Origin of the sequence: Corynebacterium sp. TAE3-ERU30, from assembly GCF_019209925.1 — a bacterium.
GTDB lineage: Bacteria > Actinomycetota > Actinomycetes > Mycobacteriales > Mycobacteriaceae > Corynebacterium > Corynebacterium megadyptis.
Window position 1 is genome coordinate 518,300 of sequence record NZ_JAHUTO010000001.1, and the last position, 25,595, is coordinate 543,894.

General features: G+C 63.0%; 24 protein-coding genes and 1 tRNA gene. 8 read left to right on the top strand and 17 right to left on the bottom strand.

All coding sequences use genetic code 11. From position 1 onward, the window contains the following. The first annotated feature begins 1 nt into the window (after position 1). Positions 2–1,660, top strand: a complete 1,659-nt coding sequence (locus KR227_RS02205; protein ID WP_218363519.1) for an MDR family MFS transporter — start codon at positions 2–4, stop codon at positions 1,658–1,660. Positions 1,661–1,743: 83 nt separating this feature from the next. On the opposite strand, the gene KR227_RS02210 is transcribed toward KR227_RS02205, so the two are convergent. Both KR227_RS02210 and KR227_RS02215 read right to left on the bottom strand, forming a co-directional pair. After that, positions 1,744–2,334: a GNAT family N-acetyltransferase gene (locus KR227_RS02210; RefSeq protein WP_218363520.1), complete on the bottom strand. Its 591-nt coding sequence runs from the start codon at positions 2,332–2,334 to the stop codon at positions 1,744–1,746. 69 nt (positions 2,335–2,403) lie between these two features. Further along, entirely contained in the window at positions 2,404–3,099 is a 696-nt protein-coding gene (locus KR227_RS02215) for a LysR family transcriptional regulator (RefSeq protein WP_218363521.1), read from the bottom strand. Between KR227_RS02215 and KR227_RS02220 the strand changes: the two genes are divergently transcribed. Further along, entirely contained in the window at positions 3,098–3,490 is a 393-nt protein-coding gene (locus KR227_RS02220) for a DUF5997 family protein (protein ID WP_218363522.1), read from the top strand. The two genes, KR227_RS02215 and KR227_RS02220, sit on opposite strands and share 2 nt — an antisense overlap. A gap of 63 nt (positions 3,491–3,553) precedes the next feature. Here KR227_RS02220 and glyA read toward each other — a convergent pair whose 3' ends face one another. Further along, positions 3,554–4,852, bottom strand: a complete 1,299-nt coding sequence (glyA, locus tag KR227_RS02225; RefSeq protein WP_218363523.1) for a serine hydroxymethyltransferase — start codon at positions 4,850–4,852, stop codon at positions 3,554–3,556. 200 nt (positions 4,853–5,052) lie between these two features. On the opposite strand from glyA, the gene coaA reads away from it, so the two are divergent. Continuing rightward, the gene (gene coaA, locus KR227_RS02230) at positions 5,053–5,979 is read left to right on the top strand and encodes a type I pantothenate kinase (protein ID WP_218363524.1); all 927 of its coding nucleotides are present in this window, start codon (positions 5,053–5,055) and stop codon (positions 5,977–5,979) included. A 53-nt stretch (positions 5,980–6,032) separates the two neighbouring features. Here coaA and KR227_RS02235 read toward each other — a convergent pair whose 3' ends face one another. The 4 genes from KR227_RS02235 to mca all read right to left on the bottom strand — a co-directional run bounded on the left by KR227_RS02235 (position 6,033) and on the right by mca (position 8,628). Continuing rightward, positions 6,033–6,539 (bottom strand): flavodoxin domain-containing protein, encoded by a 507-nt coding sequence (locus KR227_RS02235; protein ID WP_218363525.1) that lies wholly within the window; start codon positions 6,537–6,539, stop codon positions 6,033–6,035. Positions 6,540–6,541: 2 nt separating this feature from the next. Then, entirely contained in the window at positions 6,542–7,333 is a 792-nt protein-coding gene (locus tag KR227_RS02240; protein ID WP_218363526.1) for an isoprenyl transferase, read from the bottom strand. Between the two features lie 156 nt (positions 7,334–7,489). Next, positions 7,490–7,762 (bottom strand): hypothetical protein, encoded by a 273-nt coding sequence (locus tag KR227_RS02245; protein WP_151528450.1) that lies wholly within the window; start codon positions 7,760–7,762, stop codon positions 7,490–7,492. Positions 7,763–7,767: 5 nt separating this feature from the next. Then, positions 7,768–8,628, bottom strand: coding sequence for a mycothiol conjugate amidase Mca (gene mca / locus KR227_RS02250; RefSeq protein WP_218363677.1), 861 nt, complete (start codon positions 8,626–8,628; stop codon positions 7,768–7,770). A gap of 236 nt (positions 8,629–8,864) precedes the next feature. On the opposite strand from mca, the gene KR227_RS02255 reads away from it, so the two are divergent. The 3 genes from KR227_RS02255 to KR227_RS02265 all read left to right on the top strand — a co-directional run bounded on the left by KR227_RS02255 (position 8,865) and on the right by KR227_RS02265 (position 10,413). Continuing rightward, on the top strand, positions 8,865–9,314 hold the full coding sequence (locus KR227_RS02255) for a DUF4307 domain-containing protein (RefSeq protein WP_218363527.1): 450 nt from the start codon (positions 8,865–8,867) through the stop codon (positions 9,312–9,314). A 90-nt stretch (positions 9,315–9,404) separates the two neighbouring features. Continuing rightward, the gene (gene greA, locus KR227_RS02260) at positions 9,405–9,929 is read left to right on the top strand and encodes a transcription elongation factor GreA (protein ID WP_151528448.1); all 525 of its coding nucleotides are present in this window, start codon (positions 9,405–9,407) and stop codon (positions 9,927–9,929) included. A 16-nt stretch (positions 9,930–9,945) separates the two neighbouring features. Beyond that, entirely contained in the window at positions 9,946–10,413 is a 468-nt protein-coding gene (locus KR227_RS02265) for a hypothetical protein (protein ID WP_218363528.1), read from the top strand. A 96-nt stretch (positions 10,414–10,509) separates the two neighbouring features. On the opposite strand, the gene KR227_RS02270 is transcribed toward KR227_RS02265, so the two are convergent. After that, positions 10,510–11,979 carry an HNH endonuclease signature motif containing protein gene (locus tag KR227_RS02270; protein WP_218363529.1) on the bottom strand — a complete coding sequence of 490 codons (1,470 nt, stop codon included), beginning with the start codon at positions 11,977–11,979 and terminating at the stop codon, positions 10,510–10,512. 278 nt (positions 11,980–12,257) lie between these two features. Further along, positions 12,258–13,127, bottom strand: a complete 870-nt coding sequence (locus tag KR227_RS02275) for a Bax inhibitor-1/YccA family protein (RefSeq protein WP_151530121.1) — start codon at positions 13,125–13,127, stop codon at positions 12,258–12,260. Between the two features lie 208 nt (positions 13,128–13,335). Between KR227_RS02275 and KR227_RS02280 the strand changes: the two genes are divergently transcribed. Continuing rightward, positions 13,336–13,409: transfer RNA gene (locus KR227_RS02280), tRNA-Leu, on the top strand. 63 nt (positions 13,410–13,472) lie between these two features. On the opposite strand, the gene KR227_RS02285 is transcribed toward KR227_RS02280, so the two are convergent. The 6 genes from KR227_RS02285 to KR227_RS02310 all read right to left on the bottom strand — a co-directional run bounded on the left by KR227_RS02285 (position 13,473) and on the right by KR227_RS02310 (position 18,656). Beyond that, the gene (locus tag KR227_RS02285) at positions 13,473–14,438 is read right to left on the bottom strand and encodes a Ppx/GppA phosphatase family protein (RefSeq protein ID WP_218363530.1); all 966 of its coding nucleotides are present in this window, start codon (positions 14,436–14,438) and stop codon (positions 13,473–13,475) included. Position 14,439: 1 nt separating this feature from the next. Next, complete coding sequence (locus KR227_RS02290; protein ID WP_218363531.1) at positions 14,440–14,994, bottom strand: DUF501 domain-containing protein; 555 nt, start codon at positions 14,992–14,994, stop codon at positions 14,440–14,442. Positions 14,995–15,027: 33 nt separating this feature from the next. After that, complete coding sequence (locus KR227_RS02295) at positions 15,028–15,639, bottom strand: septum formation initiator family protein (protein ID WP_218363532.1); 612 nt, start codon at positions 15,637–15,639, stop codon at positions 15,028–15,030. A gap of 116 nt (positions 15,640–15,755) precedes the next feature. Beyond that, positions 15,756–17,033 carry a phosphopyruvate hydratase gene (eno, locus tag KR227_RS02300; protein WP_218363533.1) on the bottom strand — a complete coding sequence of 426 codons (1,278 nt, stop codon included), beginning with the start codon at positions 17,031–17,033 and terminating at the stop codon, positions 15,756–15,758. A 252-nt stretch (positions 17,034–17,285) separates the two neighbouring features. Then, positions 17,286–18,074 carry a lytic transglycosylase domain-containing protein gene (locus tag KR227_RS02305; RefSeq protein WP_192796213.1) on the bottom strand — a complete coding sequence of 263 codons (789 nt, stop codon included), beginning with the start codon at positions 18,072–18,074 and terminating at the stop codon, positions 17,286–17,288. A 6-nt stretch (positions 18,075–18,080) separates the two neighbouring features. Continuing rightward, on the bottom strand, positions 18,081–18,656 hold the full coding sequence (locus KR227_RS02310; protein ID WP_218363534.1) for a MazG nucleotide pyrophosphohydrolase domain-containing protein: 576 nt from the start codon (positions 18,654–18,656) through the stop codon (positions 18,081–18,083). 72 nt (positions 18,657–18,728) lie between these two features. Between KR227_RS02310 and KR227_RS02315 the strand changes: the two genes are divergently transcribed. Then, positions 18,729–20,237 (top strand): amino acid permease, encoded by a 1,509-nt coding sequence (locus KR227_RS02315; RefSeq protein WP_218363535.1) that lies wholly within the window; start codon positions 18,729–18,731, stop codon positions 20,235–20,237. 94 nt (positions 20,238–20,331) lie between these two features. On the opposite strand, the gene mfd is transcribed toward KR227_RS02315, so the two are convergent. Both mfd and KR227_RS02325 read right to left on the bottom strand, forming a co-directional pair. Beyond that, a complete protein-coding gene (mfd, locus tag KR227_RS02320) occupies positions 20,332–24,099 on the bottom strand; it encodes a transcription-repair coupling factor (protein WP_218363678.1) in 3,768 nt (1,255 codons plus the stop codon). A 233-nt stretch (positions 24,100–24,332) separates the two neighbouring features. Further along, the gene (locus tag KR227_RS02325) at positions 24,333–25,094 is read right to left on the bottom strand and encodes a TetR family transcriptional regulator (RefSeq protein WP_370625134.1); all 762 of its coding nucleotides are present in this window, start codon (positions 25,092–25,094) and stop codon (positions 24,333–24,335) included. Positions 25,095–25,595: the final 501 nt, after the last annotated feature.

Genomic DNA, 25,595 nt, shown 5'->3' on the forward strand with positions numbered 1-25,595 from the left:
TATGAGCAGAACGAAGAAACAGCCTCGCCCCTCCGCGCTGTCTGCTGAAGAGCAAAAACGCGTCTGGTGGGTATTGTCCGCGCTCATGGTCGCGATGCTGCTGGCCAGCTTGGATCAGATGATCTTCGCTACCGCCCTGCCCACCATCGTCGGCGAACTCGGCGGGGTGGACCACATGATGTGGGTGATCACCGCCTATCTGCTCGCAGAAACCGTGATGCTGCCCATCTACGGCAAGCTGGGCGATCTCATCGGCCGCAAGCAGCTCTTTATTGCCGCGCTCGTGATCTTCTTACTCGGCTCCGTCATGGGCGGGCTCGCCTCCGGCATGGCGATGCTCATCGGCGGCCGCGCGGTGCAAGGCATTGGCGCCGGCGGTTTGATGGTTCTCTCCCAAGCGATCATCGCCGATGTGGTGCCGCCCCGCGAACGCGGCCGCTATATGGGCGTTATGGGCGGCGTCTTTGGCCTCTCCGCGGTGCTCGGCCCGCTGCTCGGCGGCTGGTTCACCGAAGGCCCCGGCTGGCGCTGGGCATTGTGGATGAACCTGCCGCTGGGCGCCATCGCGATCGTGGTGGCCGCCGTCGTCCTCCGGCTGCCGGCACGCTCGACGACGCTGCGCTGGGACTATCTCGGCACGCTGTTCATGGTCAGCGCCGCCACCACGCTCATCCTCTTCACCACCTGGGGCGGCTCGCGCTATGTATGGTCCGATCCCATCATCCTGGGGCTGATCATCGCCTTCCTGATCTCCTCCCTCGCGCTGATCGCCGTGGAACGCCGCGCCGCCAATCCGCTGGTGCCGCTGGAGTTCTTCGCCAACCGCAACTTCGCGCTCACCACCACCGTGGGCCTCGTACTCGGCATCACCATGTTCGGCGTGCTCGGCTACCTGCCCACCTATATGCAGATGGTGCACGGCTTCAACGCCACCGAGGCCGGCTTCATGATGATCCCCATGCTGGTATCCATGCTGAGCACCAGCCTCTGGACCGGCATGCGCATCACCCGCACCGGCCGCTACCGCATCTACCCGATCCTCGGCATGGTGATCGTGCTCGCCACCCTGGTGCTCTTCCACTCCATGCATCCCAGCACCCCGGTATGGCAGATCGCCGCCTACCTCTTCCTGCTCGGCTTCGGCCTCGGGTTGTCCGTGCAGGTACTGGTGCTCATCGTGCAAAACACGCTGCCCGCCGCCGTAGTGGGCACAGCGACCGCGGTGAATAACTTTTTCCGCCAGATCGGCTCCGCGCTGGGATCTGCACTGGTCGGCGGACTCTTCGTGGGCAATCTCTCCTCCCTGCTCGACACCCGCATCCCCGCGGCCATACAGCAGCTGCCGCCCGAACAGCAGGCGGCCATCGCCCAGCGCCAGGGCCTCGACACCAATGCGATCACCCCCAGCATGGTGAGCGAGATGCCCGGGCCGGTGCGCGAGGCCTTCATCTCCAGCTACAACGACGCCCTCACCCCCGTGTTTATGTACGTGATGCCGATGGCGGCGCTGTCCTTGCTGCTGCTGCTCTTTATCAAGCACGAGAAACTGCGGGAGACCCTGGGCGCTGACAGCGATGCTGGGGCCGTACCCACCGTCGCGCACTCCGCGCCGATCCCCCAGCACGAACCTAGCGCTGAACCTGAGCCCGGCGCGCGCTAGCTGCGATAAACCTCGGCCATAAAAACAGCCCACCGGATGCGCTATGCGTGTCCCGGTGGGCTGTATGCGTTGTGGCCGTCGTATTAAGCCTCGGCGTCTTCTTGGTCGAGGCGGTCGAGGGTTTCGTGGGTGTGATTGTCCGGATCATAATCGTCCGGCTTATCCAGCAGCCGCTCGTAGAGATCCACGTTGCGCCACTGCCCCTTCAGCTCCCCATAGGTCATGCGTCCCATGTGGTGCATGGTGCCCACGCGTTCGAAGCCGCGGGATTCGTGCAGCCGCTTAGAGCCTTCGTTCTCGGGGAAAATCCAGGCGTGCAGCGACCAATAGTGCAGGCTATTGCACACGTCGATGAGCTTATCCATCAGCGCGCCGGCGATACCGCGCCCCACGGCGTCCGTGCCCACGTAAATCGAGTTTTCCACCACGCCGTAGTACACCGAGCGCGAGGATGCCGGCGCCCCGGACACCCAGCCGAGCACCTTCTCATCATCGTCTTCTTCCACCGCAACGAAGCAGGTTTTGAGCAGCTTCTTCTGCGCGAATTCCTCCCACGTAGGACCGCTGGTCTCGAAGGAGGCGTGACCGCTGTCTAGCCCCTGCTCATATATCGCGCGGGCCTGCGGATAGTCGGCCTTCGTCATCGGCCGGATACGGAAATCTCGCTGTGCCATGCGCATTATCTTCTCTCATTGCGGAATTGCGCCGCAAAATATGTCTGTGAGCTCGCGCTTTTCTCGCGCTTATCGACGCTTTCTCGCACGCCGCGCTCCCTTTCTTTTCACAGCAGCCCCTGGCCGCTGTCCACGCCGCTGCTGCTTGGCACGGGTTTTCTCTCGGGCCGAACGCTTCTTCTGTTCTCCTGCAGCAGGATCCTGGCGGGTACTGCGCGGGGTGCGGCCGCGGGTGATGCCGATGAACTCTTGGATTTCCTCGCAGTCATCCTCCTTTTTCCATATGACAGCGATCCTAGTCGGATCACCACCACGGAAGTCGCGGTGCGCACAGGATTTGACGTTGAAGGAACGCAGCAGCGGCCGCGGGGCGCGGGCTACGCCCACATTCGCACCGACCACATCGAGGGCCTGTTTCACTGCGGCGACATCCACCACGCCCTGCTCATCTGGGGCGGTGATGGTGATGATCTCCTCGGCGATGTCCTCGGCGTCGAGCTCATCGAGCAGGGTGAGCTCGGAATCCACCGGCACGGCGATGCCGGGCTGCTCCTCGTAGAGGATGACCACGTGGTAGGGGTCGAGACTGGCGGGCGGGGTGGCGTCGACAAGCCGCGCCAGCGCCACGGTGGCTTCGCCGGAGGCGACGTCGGCGAGCGCATCATAGGATTCGAAGGAGCGGAAGCTGATATCGGTGCGCTCCCGCATGCGGGCAAACCATTTTCCGGGGGCGGTGCCCTTCACATACGAGATCACGAGTTCCATGACGATAAATGCTACCGTGAACCCTGTGAACGAAGAATCTGCACGCACCCCGATCCAGCCCTCCGGCACCGCAATGAAACCGGAGACTGCCGCCAAGAAGCTGGGAATCTACTTTCCCGCCTGCCCAGAGGAGTTCCGCACGACCGCGATCACGCACGCGGAGCTGAAGGCCCTGCGCACCAGCCCGCCGGAGTGGCTCAACGAGCTGCGCGAGAAGGGCCCGCACCCGCGCCCAGTGCTCGCGGAGAAGCTCGGCGTCACCATCGCCGCGCTCAAGCGCCATGACATGGACGCGCCGCTGACCACCGCCGAGATCGAGGAACTGCTCTCGACCATGCCCGCGTGGCTGGCCGAGGAGCGCGAGAAATTCCAGGAGAATACGAACTCCTAGCCCCCAAGCACACAACAACCACCATCTCGCTTCGAGATGGTGGTTGCGGCGTTTTCGCGGCCGTTAGGCGAGCTTCCAGTCCTCGAGGCCGTCATAGAGCGGATAGTTCGCGGCCAGGGCATCGACGCGCTGGCGCAGCGCCTGCACATCGGCGTTCTTGCCGGCGGCCAGGGCGCTGCCGATGATATCGGCGACCTCGGTGAAGGCCGCGGCATCGAAGCCGCGGGTGGCCAATGCCGGGGTGCCGATACGCAGACCCGAGGTGACCATCGGCGGGCGCGGATCGAAGGGCACAGCATTGCGGTTGACGGTAATGCCGACCTCATGCAGCAGATCCTCGGCCTCCTGGCCATTGAGCTCGGAATTGCGCAGATCCACCAGCACCAGGTGCACATCGGTGCCGCCGGTGAGCACGTCCACGCCGGCGGCGGCGCAGTCCTCGCCCATCAGGCGCTCGGCCAGGATCTTCGCGCCCTCAATGGTGCGGGCCTGGCGATCCTTGAACTCCTCGGTCTGGGCCACCTTGAAGGTCACGGCCTTCGCGGCGATAGCGTGCATCAGCGGCCCGCCCTGCTGGCCCGGGAAGACAGCGCTGTTGATCTTCTTCGCATAGTCCTGCTTAGCCAGGATCACACCCGAACGCGGCCCGCCTAAGGTCTTGTGCACCGTGGAGGAGACCACATCGGCGTGCGGCACCGGGCTGGGGTGCAGCCCCGCAGCCACCAGGCCGGCGAAGTGCGCCATATCCACCCACAGCTTCGCGCCCACCTCATCGGCGATCTCGCGGAAGGCCTGGAAGTCCTGGTGGCGCGGATAGGCGGACCAGCCACCGATGATCACATCGGGGCGCTCGGCCAGGGCCTGCTCGCGGACCTTATCCATATCCACGCGGAAGGTCTCCGGATCCACCTCATAGGCGGCAACCTCGTAGAGCTTGCCGGAGAAGTTCAACTTCATCCCGTGGGTGAGGTGACCACCGTGGGCCAGAGACAGGCCCATGATTTTATCCCCCGGATTAGCCAAAGCCATGAGCACCGCGGCATTCGCCTGCGCACCCGAGTGCGGCTGCACATTCGCGAACTCGGCACCGAACAGCGCCTTGACGCGCTCCCGCGCCAGGTCCTCGATAATGTCCACGTGCTCGCAGCCGCCATAGTAACGGCGCCCCGGGTAGCCCTCAGCGTACTTATTCGTCAGCACCGAACCCTGCGCCTGCAGCACCGCGCGCGGCACGAAATTCTCCGAGGCGATCATCTCCAAGGTGTCGCGCTGGCGGCCCAGCTCGCCGCCAATCGCGGCAGCAACATCGGGATCGAGCTCGGCAAGTGACTGGTAGCGGATGTCCGGGGTATTTTCGCTCATGAAGGTCCTTCCCTATCACGGTGATCGTGCGGCAGCGGGGTGGCGTCGACAAGCCAGTAGTGCCGCGAGCGTACTTCTAACCGTAGCTAACTCTCGGGGCGAGACTAAAGCCACATACATCTAGTACCCTACTCCGATCACACGCCTAGACAGCGGGGTTGATGTTTTCGCCGCGCCAGCAAGAGGGCACAATAGAGACTATGGTCCGCGCCAACGATTCCAGCCCCTATCTCGACTTCGACCGCAACTCATGGCGCACGCTGCGTAAATCCATGCCGCAGGTGTTGACGGAAAAAGAAGTCATTCAGCTGCGCGGTATCGGCGAATCCATTGACCTGGACGAAGTCGCCGAGGTGTATCTGCCGCTCTCGCGCCTCATCCACCTGCAAGTCGCCGCCCGACAGCGCCTACACCAAGCCACCGCCGAGTTCCTCGACGACCCCTTCACCCGGGTGCCCTATATCATCGGCGTCGCCGGCTCCGTCGCCGTCGGCAAATCCACCACGGCCCGCCTGCTGCAGGTGCTCCTCTCCCGCTGGGACAGCCACCCCCGCGTCGACCTCGTCACCACCGATGGCTTCCTCTACCCCAGCGCCGAACTGCACCGCCGCGGCCTGATGAGCCGCAAAGGATTCCCCGAATCCTATGACCGGCGCGCACTGCTGCGCTTTGTCACCAATGTCAAAGCCGGCAAAGCCCTCGTCCAGGCACCCGTCTACTCCCACACCCTCTACGACCGCATCCCCGAGGAAACCATCGACGTCGAACGCCCCGACATCGTCATCCTCGAAGGACTCAACGTCCTCCAAACCTCCCCGACGCTCATGGTCAGCGACCTCTTCGACTTCTCCGTCTACGTCGACGCCGCCACCGAGCACATCGAAAGCTGGTACATCGAGCGCTTCCTCAAGCTACGGCACTCCGCCTTCCAGCAACCCAACGCCCACTTCTCCCACTACGCCACCCTCGACGACGACTCCGCCCGCGAGGTCGCCCGCGAAATCTGGCAATCCGTGAACCTGCCCAACCTCGTGGAAAACATCCTGCCCACCCGGGTGCGGGCGTCGCTGGTGCTGCGGAAAAATATCGACCACTCCGTGCAGCGGGTGCGGATGCGCAAACTATGACAGCGATCGCGCTTTGAACATGGTTCAGTAGCGGCTGCGGCTCTCGCCGGGTGCTAGTGGGCGCGCAGCCACGCCTCGATCGGGGCGAGCTCGGCGAAATCGATCCGGGAGATATCCTCGCCGTAGCCATCAACAATTGCCTGCTCGGCAACACTCAACGACGGCTTCGCCCGCAGCAGCTTCGTCATCGTCCACATCGTCGCCCGATGCACCCGCGACAGCTCCGAATAGGCCAAACGCCCCGGCAAATAAAAACGCGCAATCTCCGAGCAATTGACGACGCCGCGCAGCTGGTCCTTCTCCCGTGCCTGCGGCAGCGGAGTCATACCCACAGCAACAAACGCCGTCGGAATCCCCTGCTGAGACAGCGACCGGGCACAATCAACGCCACGGAACTGGCCGCCATAATTCGGCGATAAGACCACCACAGGGCCGGAGGGCTCGAGGGGCTGGGAGATGGCGTCGTCAAGCGCCATGCACGGGGCAGCAACACGAGCGGCAAGCTCGCGGGCATAGCGCTCAGTGGAGCCATAGGTGGACGAAAAAACGATCGCAGCCATACTCACTTCCCAAAACGACGCGAACGCGAAGAATACTCACGCAACGCCCGCAAGAAATCGATACGGCGAAAAGCCGGCCAATAGGTATCGGTGAACCAAATCTCCGAATAGGCCGCCTGCCACAACAAAAAGCCCGACAGCCGCTGCTCGCCAGAGGTACGAATCACCAAATCCGGATCCGGCTGCCCCTTGGTGTAGAGATGCGTAGAAATAGCATCCACCGTGACCGCCTCCGCCAAATGCTCACTCGGGGTGCCAGCAGCGAGCTCATCGCGAATCAACGCCTGGACAGCGTCCACAATCTCCTGGCGGCCGCCATAGCCCACCGCCACATTGACCACCACGCCCGTGTGCTCACTCGTGTGCGACTCGGCCTCCCCCAGCGCCGCAGACAGCGAATCCGGCAACAAATCCGTGTGCCCCACCAAACGCACCCGGCAATTAATATCCGGATCCGACAACTCGCGCGCCACATCCGCCAAAATCTCAAAGAGCTGCTCCAGCTCCGAAGAGGAACGCGCCAGATTCTCCGTGCTCAGCAAATACACCGTCACCAAGGTGATGCCGAGCTCATCCGCCCAGCGCACCATCTCAGCAATCTTTTGGGCCCCCACCCGATGGCCATGGCTGACATCAGAAAAACCCGCCTCGCGCGCCCACCGGCGATTACCATCCGCCATGACCGCGATATGCTTCGGCAAACGGGCGCCGCGCAGCTCCTTCGTGATACGCCGAACGTCCCGCTCGAGACGCTTCTCATAGAGCGGGTACAAAACCTTCGGCACAATCCTCACAAACCACTAGCTTATCTCCACTAGACAGCGATCGCGATTTTCCGCGCCCGCTGTCTTCAACAAAAAGCCGCTGCCGTGGGAACACGACAGCGGCGGCGCCCACCGCGGGCCCGGCGATGGTGGGCCGAGAGGTGGGCGTCGATAAGCGAAAAGAAGCTAAAACCAGGTGCGCTTGGCTTGGTCGTAGAGGCCAGCCTCCTTGAGGGCCTTATCGATCGCCTCCGTATCGAACACATCGAGGCCATTGTCCTCAGCGAAACGCTGACGACGGTTCAACCGAGCAATGCGGCGCGACAGGCGCCAGCCAATGAACAGCACCGCCACCAACGACACAACCAGCACAAACAAGCCGATCGGCGAAGCCTTACCGAATTCGGGGCCGAGCGGGCCCTCCAGCTGGTCAGCCTGGGCGAGAATCTCGTACAGCACGTCAGTTAATCCTTATCGATCCCAGCGAACAAATCATCCTCTGGTAGTTCAGTCTTCACCCTCGTACGGGCCAATTCAAATTCCTCCGTGGGCCACAACTCGCGCTGCAACTCCACCGGAGTCGCAAAGAACGTACCCGCCGGATCAATCTGCGTCGCATGCGCGCGCAACGCATCATCACGGCGCTCAAAATACTCCGCAGCATGCACCTGCGTCGTTACTCGGGCCAGCGTATCGCCCTTATCCGAACGCAAACGCTCCAAAAAACCACCATACGGCGACGGGCGGCCCTCCGCGACCAGACGATCATGGAACATCTGCAAACGCTGGCGGATAAAGCCGTGGGTGTAATACAGCTTCAGCGGCGTCCAGGGCTGACCCACCTCCGGATAAAAGTTCTCATCACTAGACAGCGCCCACGCTTTCATCGACACCTCGTGCACCTTCAGGTGATCCGGGTGGGGGTAGCCGCCATTCTCGTCATAAGTAATGATCACGTGCGGCTTGAAATCACGCACCACGCGCACCACCTCGCGGGTGACCTCATCGCTGTCTGCGAGAGCGAAGCAGCCCTCCGGCAATGGCGGCAAAGGATCGCCCTCCGGCAAACCCGAATCCTCATAACCCAACCAGATATTAGAGGTGCCGAGCGCACGCATCGCCGCCGCCATCTCCTCGCGACGCACCTCCGCGATGTTCTCCAGCACGCCAGAGCGGTCCATATTCGGGTTCAAAATACTACCGCGCTCACCGCCAGTGCAGGTCAACACCAGCACATCCGCGCCCTCATCCACATAACGAGCCATCGTGGCCGCGCCCTTACTCGACTCATCATCTGGGTGGGCATGGATAGCCAGAAGGCGCAAACCCTCCTTGGGGCGAGGCCGCTGAGCAGCGCCAGCACGATCCGTGCCCGGCTCAGATACAGCATCCGAAGGAATAGTCACGTGACAGTCACTCCCATAAACGTTGAGAAAATAAAATTCATTCGCCTGCGCGAAGGCACAAGCATCCCACCATCGTAATAGCTGAAGCCAACAAGCTAGAATGACAGCGATCAACATTTTGATATCGAAGGCCTCGACACCCCAGAAAGCACGCCATGCCCAGCCCCACGTCGCAGTCGCGTAACCAGAGCACAGAGCCCACCGCCACCTATGACAGCAATCGCGGAACGATCTCCGGAAAGATCATCGCTGTCGGCGCTGTCATCTTCGCCATCGTGACTGTCATCGTGATCGTGCAATACTCCCAAAAACTGCAGGCGGGAAGCGTCGACGGGCAAGTCACCAAGTTTGAACGGGTCGAGGACAACATGATTGCAGCGACGGTGGATATCACGCGAGATGACGTCGATAAGCCTGCATACTGCATAGTGACAGCGATGAACTACGACGCCGTGGAAGTGGGGCGGCGCGAAATCTACATCCCCAGCGGCGGCGAGCACACCACCCGGCACAACACCACAATCACCACCCGCGACATTCCCGTGGTCGCCGACTTCTACGGATGCTCCAACACCATCCCTGACTACCTCAAAGGCGAAGACTAGGCCGTCTGATACTATGGCGACCTAGAATTTCTCGCTGACAGCGATGCACCCAACCCACCACCCAACGACGGGAAGGTATAAAGGCTAACTATGTCTGACGCCCGAAAGCAGTACATCACCCCGGAGACCAAGGCCAAGCTCGAAGCCGAGCTCAACGAGCTCATCGCGCACCGCCCCGTCGTCGCCGCCGAAATCAACGAGCGCCGCGAAGAAGGCGACCTCAAGGAAAACGCAGGCTACGACGCCGCCCGCGAGATGCAGGACCAAGAAGAAGCCCGCATCAAGCAAATCTCCGAAATCCTCGCCAACGCCACCACCGAGCGCTCCGCCGTCGAAGAAGGCGTCGCCAACGTCGGCTCCGTCGTACACGTCTACTACAACGGCGACGAAAACGACAAAGAAACCTTCCTCATCGGCACCCGCGCCGCCGCCAGCGAAAACCCGGACCTCGAAACCTACTCCGAGCAGTCCCCCCTCGGCGCCGCAGTCCTCGGCGCCACCGAAGGCGAAACCCGGGAATACACCGCGCCCTCCGGCGTGAGCATCAGCGTTACCGTGATCTCCGCGGAGCCCTACAACTCCGAGAAGTACGCCACCCTGCGCAACCAACGCTGACAGCGATCCACTTTTCATGCGTTCAACGATCCTCGCGATCGCAGTGACCTGCACTGCGGTCGCGCTTTCGGCTTGCACGCCTAGTCTCGAGCAGGACTCACCACATAAAATCGCCACTCCAGACAGCGATGCGATTCCGGTGAACCTGCCGCGCTATATCGACTGCGTCTCCACCCCGGAAATACGGCCCGAGCGGATTTCTCTCAACTGCGCTACAGACAGCGACTACGTAGACGACATCACGTGGGACGAATGGCTCATTGATGGCGCCACCGGGACCGCGAGACTGCATACCGCATCGCTGTCTAGTAAGAAGAAGCGCGCTGAGTCCGCCTCTAAGCAACGCGAGCGCACCCGGGACTCCGCTGATCGCTCAAAAAAGGAAGAAAAGCGCGTCGCTGTCACTCTCGGCGATCCCGTGCACACGCCTTTTGGGCTCGCTTTTACGTCGCTGTCTATCGATGGCAAGGAGCAATCGCCCTAAGGGCGTATCCGCCACGACTTCTAGCCTGGTCACCTCTTCTGGTGGCCAGGCTTAAGTCGTGTGCCGGCGGGGTCTAGCGCTGTGTGGAGCTCGGCGCTAGGGGTCGTCTCGTGTCGGTGGGGCGCTATCGGGCCAGTGTTGGCGGCGGATTTTTGCCGCGGCTGATTGTTGGGAGAAGGTGCTTCGGTTGAAGCGTTTCTCTGGGTAGGGTTCTTCTGGTGTGGCGGCTTTGGTGTGATAGACGATGCCGCTGTCGGGATCTCGTTCAGCGTGATATTTGTGCGGATGGATGCCGCTGTCATCTGTGTCCGAGTGGTGTTGCGGGCACATGAGTGTGAGGTTGTCTAGGTCGGTGGGCCCGCCCCGTGAGAACGGGTCGATGTGGTGGACGTGGCAGGCCGTGACCGGCTGGTTGCATCCGGGGTGGGAGCACACCAGCTCGGTGGCGAAAAGGGCGATGCGTTGGGCGACATCGGCGAAGCGTTTTTCGGTGCGCAGGGCTTTGATTTGCCCGGAGGTGGCGTCGTGAAGCGCGACGTGCCCAGTGGTGTCGATGCCGAGGAAGCTCAAGTCTAGGGCCGAGAGTTGGATACCGCAGGTGGTATGGAAGAGGGCGTTAGCGCCGGCGCGCGGTGGGAGTTCGAGGTCCTTGGCAGACAGCGATACGAGAACGTGGGCCAGCGGGTGTTTCGGTTCCTGGGGTGACGCGGGGCGACCGAGGATGGCGAAGAGGGCGTCGGCGAGGCGTTGGCGCTTGGTGCGATGGCAGGTGGTGTCGGTGCGGAGGGGTCGCGCGGTGGATTGGGCGACATCGAGTTGGGTTTTGAGCATGGCCAGGGCATAAGGCGGGATGTAGCCGCCGATGCGGGCCCCGCCATCGCTGTCTTGGGGACCGATGAAGAAACCGCGGTTGCGGTGGGCGCGCAGGGTGTCGCGGGGGAGCTCGTCGTTGCGTTCGTTGACGAGGCTCATCACGAAGGCCTTGAGATCTTCGACGCTGCAGTGCGCGGCGCGCTCGACTGCGCGGAGGCGGATCGCTTCCCGCGGGATCGCGGCCTTGGATCGCAAGCATTTCAGGCCGCGCTCGATGGTGAGGCGCTGCTCGGCGGTGAGGCCTTGGCGGTTGGCGAGGTCCCGGGCGCGGGCGCGGATGCGTTCTGCTTCTTCCCGCCGCCTAGTGACAGCGATGCGGTTTTCATCTGTACTTGCGGGCTCGTCGATAACGCTGTCATACCAGCCGCGGCCCTGGGCTCGTAAGTCCTTTGCTTTGGCTTTGGACCAGCCATAGGACTCAGTGAGGTACAGGGTGGATTTGTTCGAGCCGCAGAGCTCGGTGGTGCTGCAGGTATCGGCGGCGCGGGCGAGTTGGAGCTCGAAACGGGCGAGGGCCGTGAGCACGGACTTGAGGCGATCACGGTGTTGGTGAATCGCGGCGAGATCGATGTCGCCGGATTCAAGGCTCGCAGAGTGGTGTTCGAGCCATTGCGCAGCGCTGTCTAGTGCGTGCTGATCCCCCGAGTACATTGATTTTCCCCCGAATAAAACGTACTTCTGTTCATCCAGCACCCACTCTAACCCCTCCCCTGCCCGTTGCGCTCGCTGAAAGTGCACGTCTTGGCGTGCATTGTTGGCGTGCGATCCTTGCTCTGATGGGTTATGGGGGCTTTTTGGGGCCGCGAAATCTGCTGCCGCCGGGTCGCGCCCCGCCGCCGAGCCGCCCAGCCCCACAAACCCAGCCCCACAAAACCAGCCCCACAACCCCACACCCAACCACCCACGCCCCTCCACTAAGGCACGAAAAAACCCACACATGACGTCGCCGCCATGTGTGGGTTGTGTCTGCCCTAGTTCCGGAAGTAGGACAGCAGGCGCAGGATCTCGGTGTAGAGCCACACGAGGGTAACGGCGAGTCCGAGTGCGACGCCCCAGGCCATCTTGGCGGGTGCGCCTTGGCGCACGAGCTGGTCGGCCATGTTGAAGTCGTTGAGGAAGGAGAAGGCGGCGAGCCCGATGCACACGAGGGAGAAGATGATGGCGAGCGGGCCACCGTCGGTGAGCGGGTTGTTGCCGGTGAACATGTAGAGCAGCATGTTGCCGATGGCCAGCACGACGACGCCGATGAGGGCGCCGGTCATGATGCGCTGGAACTTCGGGGTGACCTTCACGGCGCCGGTCTTGTACACGTAGAGCATGCCGATGAACACGCCGACGGTGCCGATGACGGCTTGGCCGATCATCACGGCGGCGTTGGTGTCGGCGACCACCATGTTGGTGAACATGAAGGAGATGCCGCCGACGAAGAGGCCTTCGAAGGCTGCGTAGGTCAGGGTGATGGGGGCGGAGCCGTACTTCTTGCCGAAGGCGGAGATCAGCACGGTGATGAGGCCGCCGATGGCGCCGATGCCGGCGAGCATCATGGCGAGGCCCGGATTAGCAACACCGATCGCATAGGTGATGATGGCGCCGACGATGATCACGCCGAGGGTGATGCCGGTTTTAGCGATCACGTCGTCGACGGTCATGGGGCGCTCAGCGCCTTGGGCGCTGGCTTGGTTGAAGCTGGGGTCTTGGTAGTAGCCCTGCATGGCGGCTTGCTGTGCCGCCTGCTGGCCGCGATAGCCCTGCCCATAGGGGTCGTTCTGATAACCGGGGGCTTGGCCGCCTCGCTGTCCCGATTGGGTGAGAGAGCTAAATACTGGATTGCTGCTACGCACTAGTTTGCCCGTGTCCTTTCATGGCTTTCATAGCTTCGTTTATCTGCGATTGTTGTGTCACGTTATCGCGCTTACGTCCTATTCAACGTTTCCGCCCCCGTGTTAGTTCCCTCGGGTCCTACTTTCCTTCTCCGACCCGCGGGCAGGGCAAATTCGCTCGCTGTGCGCGCGATGTTTTACACTGGTTCGAGCGCGCGCAGCGCGTGATCCCCCTATAGCCCAATTGGCAGAGGCGGTGGACTTAAAATCCATTCAGTGTCGGTTCGAGTCCGACTGGGGGGACGTTTTTCTGCCTTCGCTCTTTTGCGCTTATCGACGCCATCTCGCCGCCGCTTCAGCGCTTCTTTATTCGATCTCCCCGCGCTGCCGCGCGAGCTCATTGATGATCCCGTCGAGGATGTCTTTTTCGGAAATCATGATCTCGTGGACCTCTGTTTCCTCTTCGATCATGGTGGTGATGCCGTCGACGACCATCGCCCCACCGGAGATGACATCGGCGCGGCCTTCGTGGATCACGGGGTGGGCGGCGCGCTGGGTGGAGGTTTGTGCCAGTAGGTCGCCACAGAGCACGCGGAGGGCGTCGAAACGCAGCGTGCTGCCGTGGATCGCGGTGGCTTCATAGGCTTCGAGTCCTTGGGCGAGCGCGGAGAGCGTGGTGAAGGTGCCGGCGCAGCCGACGAAGGTGGCGGCCTCGCTAATGGGCACGATGGCGCGTACTTCGCTGAGGCGTTCGCGCACGTAGTCGGCGGCGATGTCGATTTCGGTGCTGGTGGGCGGGTCGGAGCGCATGATGCGCTCGGTCAGGCGCACGCAGCCCATCTGGCTGGAGTGGGAGCCGAGGATCTCGCCGTCGCTGGTGCCCACCACGAATTCTGTGGAGCCGCCACCGAGGTCGATCACGCAGTAGGGCCCTGGGAGTTCTGTGAGGTCGCTGACTGCGCCGCTGAAGGAGAGTTGGGCTTCTTCTTCGCCGCTGATTACTTCGGCACCGCGGTTGGGTGCCACCTGGTTGAGCAGCTTGCTGGTCATGGTGAAAAACTCATTGCGGTTGCCGGCGTCACGGGTGGCGGAGGTGGCCACCATGCGTACGGCTTCGACGCGCTCGATCTTCATGATGTCCACGTAGCGCTCGAGCACGGTGCGGGTGCGTTCGAGCGCCTCGGGGTCGAATTCCCCGGTGGCGTCGACGCCCTGGCCGAGGCGCACGATTTCCATGCCGCGGTAGATGTCGCGGACGTTGCCATCGCGGACTTCGGAGATGAGCAGGCGCAGGGAGTTGGTTCCGCAATCGACGGCGGCGAGGCGGGTCATGTTATTTCACCTCGGCGTTGGAGAAGTCGAATTGCTCGAGGTCGATGCCGAGCTCGGCGCAGGTGGGCCAGTCGGCGGGGATGGCGGTGCCGCGCAGCTTGCCGTGATCGGCGGCGATCGCCACGGCCTCGGTGCCGAGGCGCACCCGGTCGGGTCCTTCTGACAGCGCATAGGCGATGAGCACGTGGACGCACTTGACGCGATCGGGCATGCCGCCGCCGGAGAAGTCGGTGCCGAGGTCCTCGATGGCGTTGCGCTTGGCGAGATAAAACTCGTGGGCGCGGCGATAGTCCTCCGCAAGGTCGGCGTCGCTGTCGAGCCGCGCGGTCATCCATTTCATCACGTGCGCCACCTCGAGCCGCGAGGCCTCCGCGGTCAGCCGCGGATCGGTGAGGTAGTACAGGGTGGGAAAGGGCGTGCCGTCTTCGAGTCGCGGCGCGGTTTCGATGGCCCCGGGGGCGCCATCGGGGCAGCGGTAGGAGACGGCGCGCACGCCGCGGGGGCGGCGGCCAAGCTGGGTCTGGATCTCGTCTAGATCTGCATCGCGTACGCTCATGCGCTCTAGTGTCTCACGATCCAGGGCGCGGAGTTAATTCTGTGGCGGCGCTGCGGGCTCGGCGTCGGCGGGCTGCGGCTGCTGCTGCGGTTCGAGGGGTTCGAGCGGCAAATTGGAGATATCGGGTTCGTCCCCACGATCGCTGTCTACGTCGTGATTGAGCTCCACGAGTGTGGCGCGGGGGTCGGTGACGCTGTGCCATAGGTCGGTGTACCAGGTGTGGTTCTCGGCCTGCTCCTCGGCGCTTGTCGACGTCACCCCGTCGCTGGGTGTGATGGAGGGATCGAGAATACGGAAGGGTGTTTCCCCTTCTGGGATGGCGCCAAGGCGGCGGCGAATCTGCTCGTCTTGGTAGGCCGGAGAGTTGTTTTTCTCCAATTCGTCGAGCAGGCGCTCCTTTTCGGCTTGTTTGGCCGCGATGGAGGAGTTGAGGTTGGAGATATCGGAGCGCTGGTCAAAGTAGGTGCGTAGCGGCAGCACGATGAGCCAGAGCGCGAGCAGCAGGGCGACGACGAGAACGACAATCCCCACAGGGCTCATGCCCCGGGTCATCGAGGTGCGGGGCAGGCTGGCGCTGCGCGTGGGGGTGGCGAAATGCGCCTTGTTTTTCACCGGTACCGATCGCGGGGTGTCTCCTGTGGCCATAATGTGCCTAAGTTTAGCCCCACACAGCACAGCGCGCCCCACGCGACACCCAGTGTGGGTGCCGGCCGTGGGGCGCGGTGGTGAGCAGCGCGGGTAAGCGCGCGCTCTTTAGGCGTTTAGGCCTGGAAGCGCGGGAAGGCGTTGGCGCCGGCATAGACAGCGGCGTCGCCGAGGATCTGCTCGATGCGCAGCAGCTGGTTGTACTTGGCAACGCGCTCGGAGCGGGCCGGGGCGCCGGTCTTGATCTGACCGCAGTTGAGGCCCACAGCCAGATCGGCGATGGTAACGTCCTCGGTCTCACCGGAGCGGTGGGACATCATGCAGCGGTAGCCATTGCGGTGGGCCAGCTCGACAGCGTCGAAGGTCTCGGTGAGGGTACCGATCTGGTTCACCTTCACCAGCAGCGCGTTGGCGGCCTTCTTGTCGATGCCCTCCTGCAGGCGCTGCGGGTTGGTGACGAAGAAGTCGTCGCCGACGATCTGGACCTTCTCGCCGATGGTGGCGGTGAGGTTGGTGTAGCCCTCCCAGTCGTCTTCCTGCAGCGGGTCCTCGATGGAGACGATCGGGTACTGCCCGATGAGCTCCTCGTAGACCTTGGCCATCTCCTCGGCGGTGTGCTCGCCGCCCTCGAAGTGGTACTTGCCATCCTTGAAGAACTCGGAGGAGGCAACGTCCAGTGCCAGGGCAACGTCCTTGCCCGGGGTGAAGCCGGCCTTCTCGATGGCCTCGACGATGAGGTCGAGGGCAGCCTTGGTGGAGTCGACGGAAGGAGCGAAGCCGCCCTCATCGCCCAGGCCGGTGGACAGGCCCTTGTCCTTAATAACCTTCTTCAGGGTGTGGTAGACCTCGGCGCCGACGCGCAGGGCCTCGGAGAAGGTCTCGGCACCGATCGGAGCGATCATGAACTCCTGGACGTCCACGCCGGAGTCGGCGTGCGCGCCACCGTTGAGGATGTTCATCATCGGCACGGGCAGAACGTGGGCGTTCGGGCCGCCGACGTAGCGGAACAGCTCCAGCAGGGAGGAGTCAGCGGCAGCCTTAGCCACAGCCATGGACACGCCCAGGATGGCGTTGGCGCCCAGGCGGGACTTGTTGTCGGTGCCGTCGAGCTCGATGAGGGTCTGGTCGATCAGGCGCTGGTCATCGGCCTCGAGGCCAGCGAGAGCGTCAGCGATTTCCTCGTTGACGTTCTCCACTGCCTTCTGCACACCCTTGCCCAGGTAGCGGTCGCCGCCATCGCGCAGCTCGTGTGCCTCGTGCACACCGGTGGATGCACCCGAGGGCACATCGGCGCGACCGTGCGAGCCATCATCCAAGATGACCTCGCACTCAATGGTGGGGTTACCGCGGGAATCAAGGATCTCGCGTGCAAATACGTGCATAATCTCAGCCACTATGGCCTCCTAAGCCGTTAGACAGATTGCTGGGGTGTGGAAATGCGTGTGCGATCTTTCCACCAACATGCCCGATTCTAGCGCATTTTTGCGACATACGGACTCAAAACCACATGTTTGATGTCCGATAGCCAACATTTCTGCAGGATAGGCTGCGAGATGGTTGCGAAAGTCACGCTTCACCGCTCAATTGTGGCACGAAATGCGCGCCCCTGCCGTCGCAGGCGGCAATGTGGGAACAAACTCACACCGCTAGAGCGCCGGCTGCCCCAAGGCATAGGAGGCGGCGGCATCGCGCACCCGCACCAGATAGTCATTGGACATGTTGTAGGAGCGGATGGCATCGACCCAGCCCTCTGGGGTGGCCAGATCGCGGCCATTCGAGCAGAGCAGGGTGGCCGAACCGAGCGCGGCGTCGTCGATCTGATGCGGATCCGCTACCCCATCACCATTGGCGTCGCGCCCATAGCGGCCCCAGGACTCGGGAATGAATTGCATCGGGCCCACGGCGCGATCCCACTGGGTATCGCCGTCGAGCTCGCCATTATCGGTATCGGGAATCTCGGCAAACCCGGGCGAACCATCGAGCGGCACGCCAATGATCGGCGGGGAGACCACCCCATCATCGCCGATACTGGAGCCGCCGAAAACCTTGCCGGAATAGGTGCCGTGGCGGGTCTCCACAAAGCCGATGCCGGCGAGGGTATTCCACTTCAGGTGGCACTCCGGCCAGGAGGCGGCAGCGATGAGCTCCGCATTCGCATAGGCGCGCAGCGCCGGGGCGGGAATGGACATCTCCGCGGCCAAAGGATCGGCCCAGTAGCCGAGCTTGTCGGAGGTGCGCCCGGCGTCATCGACATTGATGGCCGGCACCTCCGCCCCGGCGGCCGGCGGGACGTTATCGGGCACGGGCCGCAACTGGCGGATGGGGCTGGCACCCTCCAAGAGCGAGAGCGCCCACCCCACCACGGCGATCACCATAATGATCGCCAAAACCGTGCTGCAGCCGCAGCCGAGCGCGCGTCGTCCTCCAGTAGCCATGGACGTTTAATATACAGAATCGCCCCGCTCGCGGCGCTGCTCTGTCTGCTTGCCCTTCTCCCACAAGTTCTTCTGTTCCTCCACGGCCACGATCTCGGTGGTGCCATCGAAGAGATACGGCGCGCGCACCTGCAGTTTCTCCACAAAGGCCTGGGCTACCTCCACCATGGAAAAATCCCCGCGACGCCGCGCCAGCTCGGCGTGGAATAGCACTTGGAGATAGACATCGGCGAGTTCTTTCTTTAACTCCTCCGCGCTGGCCTCGCCGCGCTCCCAGGCGACGACGGCGGCGATGAACTCCTCGCTTTCCTCCCGCAGATACGGCACCAATGAGCTATGGCTTTGGCTGCGCTCCCACTCTCCAATATCGAGCGCCCGCTCCATCACGGCCATGGCGTGTGTGCTGGAGCTGGCGCAGATCCGCACCGGCGCCTCCGCTGCGGGCTCCGCGCCGAGGGCACAGAGCTGGGAGCGAACGCTGCTGGGCAGGTCTGCGTCGATAAGCACCGGCCCAGTCAGGTCTGCGATGTGCTCCAGCGGTACAGCAAAACCATTATCGGCATCGAGAACAATAGTGCGCATGGCCTCACCGTACCGCGTTACCCCCAGACGGAAGGCCGATGCTGTCAGTTTTCCCGCAGCGTGTTTTAGGGTATGTGGGTGAGCACTACATCTCAGCCCGTGGTTGCGGGCACGAACTCTCATCGGCCGACCGTGCGCGTGTGGACGCTCGTGTCGCTTATTATCGGCTCCACGATCGGAACCGGCATCTTTGCCCTGCCGCAAAATGCGGGTTCTGTCGCAGGTCCCGGCGCGATGCTCATCGGCTGGGCCATTGCGGGCGTAGGCATGCTCTCGATTGCCTTCGTGTTCCACATTCTGGCGGTGCGCAAACCCCATCTCGATTCGGGCGTGTATTCCTATGTGCGCGCCGGCCTCGGCGATTTCGTGGGCTTCGCCTCGGCGTGGGGCTATTGGCTTGGCTCCGTGATCGCCCAGGTGGGCTATGCCACCTTGTTCTTCTCCACGATCGGCCATTATGTGCCGCTCTTTAATGATGAGCACCGCTGGATTCAGGCGGTGGCCGTCTCGCTGATGACCTGGGTGATCTATTTCGCGCTCACCCGCGGTATTCGCCAGGCAGCGGTGCTGAATATGGTGACGACGGTGGCGAAATTGCTGCCGATTGCCGCCTTCATTCTGCTGGTGGCGTTTCTCGGCTTTAGCTGGGATACCTTCACCCTGGATGTGTGGGCGCGCGAGGGCTCGGTGGGCTCGACGATGGATCAGGTCAAGGGCATCATGCTCTTTACCGTGTGGGCCTTCATCGGTGTTGAGGGCGCCAGCGTCTATTCCAAGCAGGCCCGCACCCGCTCCGATGTGGGCAAAGCCACCGTCTTTGGCTTCTTCACCGTGCTCGCCCTGCTGGTGACCGTGGCCACCCTCTCCTATGGTGTGCTCACCCAAGAGGAATTGGCGGCGCTGCCGGATAACTCCATGGCCAGCGTGCTGGAGGCCGTGGTGGGCCCGTGGGGCGGAGCGCTCATCTCGCTGGGCCTGTGCCTATCGGTGCTGGGCGCCTATGTGTCCTGGCAGATGCTCTGCGCCGAGCCGATCGCGCTCATGGCCACGGACGGGCTGCTGCCGAAGAAATTGGGTGCTGTCAACGATCAGGGTGCCACGGTGTGGGCGCAGCTGGTGTCCACCGTGGTGATTCAGATCTCGGTGATCATTTTCTTTGTCAATGAGACCACCTATGTCTCCATGGTGCAGCTGGCCACCATGATGTACATGCTGCCCTATGTGTTCTCGGCTATCTATTTGCTGCTGCTGACCACTCGCGGCCGCGGTGTGGCCCACCCGCAGGCCGGGATTCGCTTCGACGATTCCGGCCCGGAGATCTCCGCGCGGACCAATGGGAAGCATCGCCTCGTGGCGCTGATCGCCACCGTGTATTCGCTGTGGCTGTTCTATGCCGCCGATGTCACCTATGTGCTCTTTGGCGCGCTGCTCGTCATTCCTGGGCTGGTGCCCTATGTGTGGACCCGCAAAGCCACCGGCGATCGGGTGTTCAACCCGGTGGAATGGGTGATTGTGGCGCTCGTTCTCATCGGTGGCGGATTCGCCATCTACGGGCTGTCCACTGGCAGCCTCTCGCTCTAGCGGCTGCCCCGCCGCGCTTATCGACGCCTCCCCGCAGGAACACATATCCCGCCGGGAGGCGTTAGTCTTCGTGCCGGTACAGCGGCGCTGTGGCTTAGCGCAAGCGGTATTTCCGCCGCCTGGCTTCGCGCTTATCTTCCATATCCATCTGCTCATTAATCTCGGCGGCGGTGCGCTTGCCGCGCCGACCCGCCCGACGCCGCCGCGTCCCGGCAGCAGGGCCGCTGCTGCTCGTGGCACGGCCGCCGTCTGCGGTGGAGCTGCTCACCACCGGGGCGACGGTCTCCATGGCGGATTCCACGCCGGTGCTCACATTCACCCGATCCAGCTGGAACATGGTGGACAAAAAGTCCGCCACCCATTGCACGAGTTCGACATCGCGCAGCTGCGGATCGGTGATGGTGCGCCCCGCCTTGGGCAGCGGCACCATCACGGCCTTGGCGGCGGCGCGATAGGTGGAGCCACCATAGAGGCGCTTGAGCCGCACCTGCTGGGAGTCTTTGAGCTCCACGGGGTGGATCTTGATGCGATTGCCCTGGACCACGATATCGGCCACCTGCGCGCGGGCGGCCACCCGGCGCAGCCGCGCCATGGTGAGCAGGCGCTGGACCTCCACCGGCGGCTGGCCGAAGCGATCGCTCATATCGTCTACGGCGCGGCTCAGCTCCGCCTCGGTGTGTGCGGCGGCAAGAGTGCGATACATATCGAGGCGCAGCCGCTCGGAGTTGATATAGCTATCGGGGATGTGGGCATCCACCGGCAGGTCGATGCGGATTTCGGTGGATTCCTTCTCGGTGGCATCCAGCGGCTGGCCGGAGGCGAGAGCGCGGAAGGTCTCCACGGCCTCGCCCACCAGCCGCATATACAGATCGAAGCCCACCCCGGCGATATGCCCGGATTGTTCGGCGCCGAGGACATTGCCCGCGCCGCGCATCTCTAGGTCCTTCATCGCCACGGCCATGCCCGCGCCCAGATCATTGTTGTGGGCGATAGTCGAGAGCCGGTCATAGGCGACCTCGGAGAGCAGCACTCCCTTGGGATAGAGGAAGTAGGCATAGCCGCGCTCCCGGGAGCGGCCCACGCGCCCGCGCAGCTGATGCAGCTGGGACAGGCCCATATGGTGGGCGTTTTCCACGATGAGGGTATTGGCATTGGCGATATCCAGGCCGGTTTCCACGATCGTGGTGCACACCAGCACGTCATAGTCGCGATTCCAGAAGCCCTGCACGGTTTGTTCCAGCAGCTGCTCGCTCATCTGGCCATGGGCCACCACGATGCGGGCTTCGGGCACGAGATCACGCAGCTCGCTGGCGCGCTTATCAATGTCTTTGACCTTGTTGTGCACGAAGAACACCTGCCCATCGCGCAGGATTTCGCGCCGAATCGCCGCCGCGATCTGCTTGTCCTCGGCCGCGCCCACATAGGTCAAAACTGGGTGGCGATCCTCCGGCGGAGTCAGGATGGTGGACATCTCCCTGATACCGGCCATGGACATCTCCAAGGTGCGCGGAATCGGGGTGGCAGACATGGTGAGCACGTCCACGTGGGTGCGCAGGCCCTTGATGTGTTCCTTGTGCTCCACACCGAAGCGCTGTTCCTCGTCCACGATCACCAGCCCGAGGTTCTTCCAGGTCACACCGGTCTGCAGCAGGCGGTGGGTGCCGATGACCACATCCACCTCGCCGCTGGCCAAGCCGCTGATGATCTCCTTCGCCTCCGCGGTGGAGGTAAAGCGGGAGAGCCCACGGATGGTCACGGGAAAGCCCGCCATGCGTTCTTCGAAGGTGGATAGATGCTGCTGCGCCAGCAGCGTGGTGGGCACCAGCAACGCCACCTGCTTGCCATCTTGCACGGCCTTGAAGGCGGCGCGCACCGCCACCTCGGTTTTGCCATAGCCCACATCGCCGACGACCACACGGTCCATCGGCACCGGCTTTTCCATGTCCTCCTTCACCGCCTGGATCGCCAGCATCTGGTCCTCGGTTTCGACGAAGGGGAAGTTATCCTCCATTTCCTTTTGCCAGGGCGAATCCGGGGCGAAGGCATAGCCGGGCGCGGCCTGGCGCTTGGCATAGAGCTCGATGAGTTCGCCGGCGATCTCGCGCACCGCGGCGCGCGCCTTGCGCTTGGTGTTCTTCCAATCCGAGCCGCCCATCTTCGACAGCGTCGGGGTCTCCCCGCCCACATACTTGCTCAGCAGGTCGATGGAGTCCATGGGCACATAGAGCTTATCGGCCGGCGCACCCCGCTTGGAGGAGGCGTATTCCAGCACCACATACTCGCGCCGCGAGGTGCCATCGCCGGTGGTGATGGTGCGCTCGGTCATCTCCACAAAGCGGCCGATGCCATGGGTGTCATGCACCACATAGTCGCCCTTTTTCAGCGCCAGCGGATCCACCCTATTGCGCTTTTTCGCTGGACGACGCTTCGCTCCCGCAATATCGCCCACGCGGTTACCGGTGAGATCGGTCTCCGTGATCACCACCAGATTCGGGCCGTCAAAGACCACACCGTTATGGGCGAAGGCCTGATAGAGCGTCACCTCGCCAGCACTCGGCTGCCAGCCGGGGGTGGCCACGGTGGTGGCGATTCCCTGCTCCTTAAACCGCTCCCGCATGCGCTTAATCGCCCCCTTGGCCGGGGCAATATAGGCGACCTTACCGCCGGCGAGGGTATGCGCCAGCAGCTCTTTCATCATGGACTCAATCTCTTTGAGATCACCCCGCGGCTGCGGCGGCAGCGACAACTCCAAGGGTAGGGTGAGATCCTCGCTGGCCTCGAGAATACCCGGTTCCGCCGCGGTCCAGTGCGGCTGAGACTGGGCGAGCATGGCGTCGTGAAGCGCCTCGATGCCCACATAGGAGCCGGCCGAAAGGTCTAGATCGGCGCTGGCCACCGGTGCCGTGCCGCCCATCGCGGCCACCTCCCAGCCGGCGGCCAAAAACTCCTCATCCGTGGCGATGAGATCGCTGATGCGGGCCATGATCTTCTGCGGCGCCAGCTCCAGCACATGCCAGCCACTGCCCAAGATCTGCGGCAGCGGCACCAGCTCATGCGGGCTGAGCACCGGCAGCAGCGCCTCCATGCCATCGGCGTAGGTGTGGGTAGAGATCTTATCCAGCAGCTCGCCGAGGGCCGGGTGATGCGCATAGGTGCGCGCCAACTCGCGGGCGCGGCCAGCCACCGCATCGTCGATGAGCAGCGTGCGTGCGGGATAAATCGAGAGCTGCTCGAGCACGCGGTCGGCAATGGCGCGCTGATCCGCCACCGCGAACTCACGCATCTCGCTGACCTCATCGCCCCAGAACTCGATGCGCACCGCCTGATCGGCCGTGGTGGGAAAGACATCGATAATCCCGCCGCGGGTAGCGAACTCGCCGCGGCGAGAGACCATATCCACATGGGAGTAGCCGAAAAACACCAGCTGGCTGCGCAGCTGCTCAAAATCGCATTCCGTATCCGTCTGCAGGCGAATCGACTGCTGCTCGGTATTCAGCACCGGCTGGCAATAGCTGCGCGCCGGGGTGACCACCACGCGATAATCCTGCAGGGTGTCTAGGGTCTGGGCGCGGCGGCCCACGATGTCCATCCCGGGGCTCAAGCGTTCATGCGGCAGCGTCTCCCAGGAGGGCAAAAAGGCCACCTTCTCCCCCAGCATGGCCTTTAACTCTGCGGTGAGATCCTCGGCTTCGCGGCCATTGGCGGTGACCACCAATAGCCGTGCTTTTTGCGCCAAGGCCGCAATCGTCCACGGCCGGGCCTGATCAACGAGCGAGAGATGCAGGCGCGGATCGCCCACGTGGGTGAGCAACCCAGCGAACTTCTTATCCTCTGCGGCCGTGCGGGCCAGGCCGCTGAGCATGGGGGTGGATGATGCGGACGCCTCGTGAGTCACGGCTGGGCGATGCCTTCCTAAAAAAAACGGTGGATGAATACTACACAGCGCGGTCGCCGACGAGCCCCGCCGTAAGCACGGCAGGCCAGTCCCCTGCGCTGCCGTGCACCTTACCGCGCTGATACTACTCGTGGGCGAGGTGTGGGCAGCAGCAGAGCCGGCGCGATAGCACGCCGGTAGCAGGGGTATCAGGTATCGGGCTAGTCCGCAGCCGGGGTGGAGTCTGCTGCAGAGTCCCCGCCTGCCGGCTTCGGGGCGCTCTCGCCCTGGGCGGTGCGGCGGCTATGGGCGCGCTGCAGGGCCTCGGGGGTTTCGGTGGGCTGATAGTACTTGGCGTTTTCGCCGACCGTCTTCAGCTCCGGATCGCGCAGGCTGGGATCAGCCACCATGCCGGCCAGGCCATTCCAGCAGAGATTAACGATATGCGCGGCCACCACTTCCTTGCTGGGCTCGCGCACATCCAGCCACCACTGCGCCGTGGAGGAGGCCATGCCCACCAGCGCCTGGCCATAGAGCACCGCCACATCGGGGTTGAGCCCCGACTTTTCGAAAGCGCCGGCCAGAATATAGGAGACTTTGCCCACGGTGTCATTGAGCAGCGTGGAATAGGTGTTGTGCTGCTCGGGGTCCACATCGCGGGTAAGGATGGTGAACTCATCGGTGTGGTCTTCCACAAAAGACAGGAAGGCCATCACCGCGGACTCCACCCGACGGCGGTAGCCGGAACAGTTCAGGGCATTTTCAATCACCGAGCGCATCAGCTGCGTATCGCGGTCCACAACCTCGGCATAGAGCCCCTCTTTGCCACCGAAGTGCTCGTACACTACCGGCTTGGACACCCCGGCGCGAGAGGCGATCTCCTCCACGCTGGTGCCCTTGAGCCCGCGCTCTGCAAATACTGTGCGTCCTACTTCTACTAGTTGCTCGCGGCGCTGCTTGCCGGTCATCCTCCGCTTCACCATGCCGTAAAGCCTATACGCTTATCCCTCTCTCAGCCGCATCTTTAGTCTTTCTGTCCCCCAGCAGCGATTGGCACGCCCCCAACGCTATGTTGTAGGATTTCTAGCGCACGGCCGTTGGGCATGTGCGTTTCCCCATGGTGTAATTGGCAACACTACGGTTTTTGGTACCGTCATTCTAGGTTCGAGTCCTGGTGGGGAAGCTTTTTTATTTCCCCACCTGAACTGCACATAGTCCGCCAGTCGGAACACAATGTGTACCCCCGATCGAGAGGGGTCACCCTCTTTCTTCGCAGAGCTGCCGCACTGCTGCCTTTCGCCGGTGACACGCTCGATGCCTGCCCGGTATTCCCGCGCGGTTCGCGCTCCCACGGACACCACTCGCCCATCCCCCCATTCGGGCATAACGCTCGCTCAGTATCGGGAGATATTTTTGCGACCCTACACACCCGCTCGCTAACCTCTGTGACAAGAGTAAAGTCTCATTTAGGTAACACCTGCTAA

What these genes read in the sequence shown, in the direction of transcription:
- KR227_RS02205 (WP_218363519.1), top strand. Translation starts at nt 2, where the DNA reads ATGAGCAGAACGAAGAAACAGCCTCGCCCCTCCGCGCTGTCTGCTGAA.
- KR227_RS02210 (WP_218363520.1), bottom strand. Translation starts at nt 2,334, where the DNA reads ATGGCACAGCGAGATTTCCGTATCCGGCCGATGACGAAGGCCGACTAT.
- KR227_RS02220 (WP_218363522.1), top strand. Translation starts at nt 3,098, where the DNA reads ATGACGATAAATGCTACCGTGAACCCTGTGAACGAAGAATCTGCACGC.
- KR227_RS02215 (WP_218363521.1), bottom strand. Translation starts at nt 3,099, where the DNA reads ATGGAACTCGTGATCTCGTATGTGAAGGGCACCGCCCCCGGAAAATGG.
- glyA (WP_218363523.1), bottom strand. Translation starts at nt 4,852, where the DNA reads ATGAGCGAAAATACCCCGGACATCCGCTACCAGTCACTTGCCGAGCTC.
- coaA (WP_218363524.1), top strand. Translation starts at nt 5,053, where the DNA reads ATGGTCCGCGCCAACGATTCCAGCCCCTATCTCGACTTCGACCGCAAC.
- KR227_RS02235 (WP_218363525.1), bottom strand. Translation starts at nt 6,539, where the DNA reads ATGGCTGCGATCGTTTTTTCGTCCACCTATGGCTCCACTGAGCGCTAT.
- KR227_RS02255 (WP_218363527.1), top strand. Translation starts at nt 8,865, where the DNA reads ATGCCCAGCCCCACGTCGCAGTCGCGTAACCAGAGCACAGAGCCCACC.
- greA (WP_151528448.1), top strand. Translation starts at nt 9,405, where the DNA reads ATGTCTGACGCCCGAAAGCAGTACATCACCCCGGAGACCAAGGCCAAG.
- KR227_RS02265 (WP_218363528.1), top strand. Translation starts at nt 9,946, where the DNA reads ATGCGTTCAACGATCCTCGCGATCGCAGTGACCTGCACTGCGGTCGCG.
- KR227_RS02285 (WP_218363530.1), bottom strand. Translation starts at nt 14,438, where the DNA reads ATGACCCGCCTCGCCGCCGTCGATTGCGGAACCAACTCCCTGCGCCTG.
- KR227_RS02290 (WP_218363531.1), bottom strand. Translation starts at nt 14,994, where the DNA reads ATGAGCGTACGCGATGCAGATCTAGACGAGATCCAGACCCAGCTTGGC.
- KR227_RS02295 (WP_218363532.1), bottom strand. Translation starts at nt 15,639, where the DNA reads ATGGCCACAGGAGACACCCCGCGATCGGTACCGGTGAAAAACAAGGCG.
- KR227_RS02305 (WP_192796213.1), bottom strand. Translation starts at nt 18,074, where the DNA reads ATGGCTACTGGAGGACGACGCGCGCTCGGCTGCGGCTGCAGCACGGTT.
- KR227_RS02310 (WP_218363534.1), bottom strand. Translation starts at nt 18,656, where the DNA reads ATGCGCACTATTGTTCTCGATGCCGATAATGGTTTTGCTGTACCGCTG.
- KR227_RS02315 (WP_218363535.1), top strand. Translation starts at nt 18,729, where the DNA reads ATGTGGGTGAGCACTACATCTCAGCCCGTGGTTGCGGGCACGAACTCT.
- mfd (WP_218363678.1), bottom strand. Translation starts at nt 24,099, where the DNA reads ATGCTCAGCGGCCTGGCCCGCACGGCCGCAGAGGATAAGAAGTTCGCT.
- KR227_RS02325 (WP_370625134.1), bottom strand. Translation starts at nt 25,094, where the DNA reads ATGGTGAAGCGGAGGATGACCGGCAAGCAGCGCCGCGAGCAACTAGTA.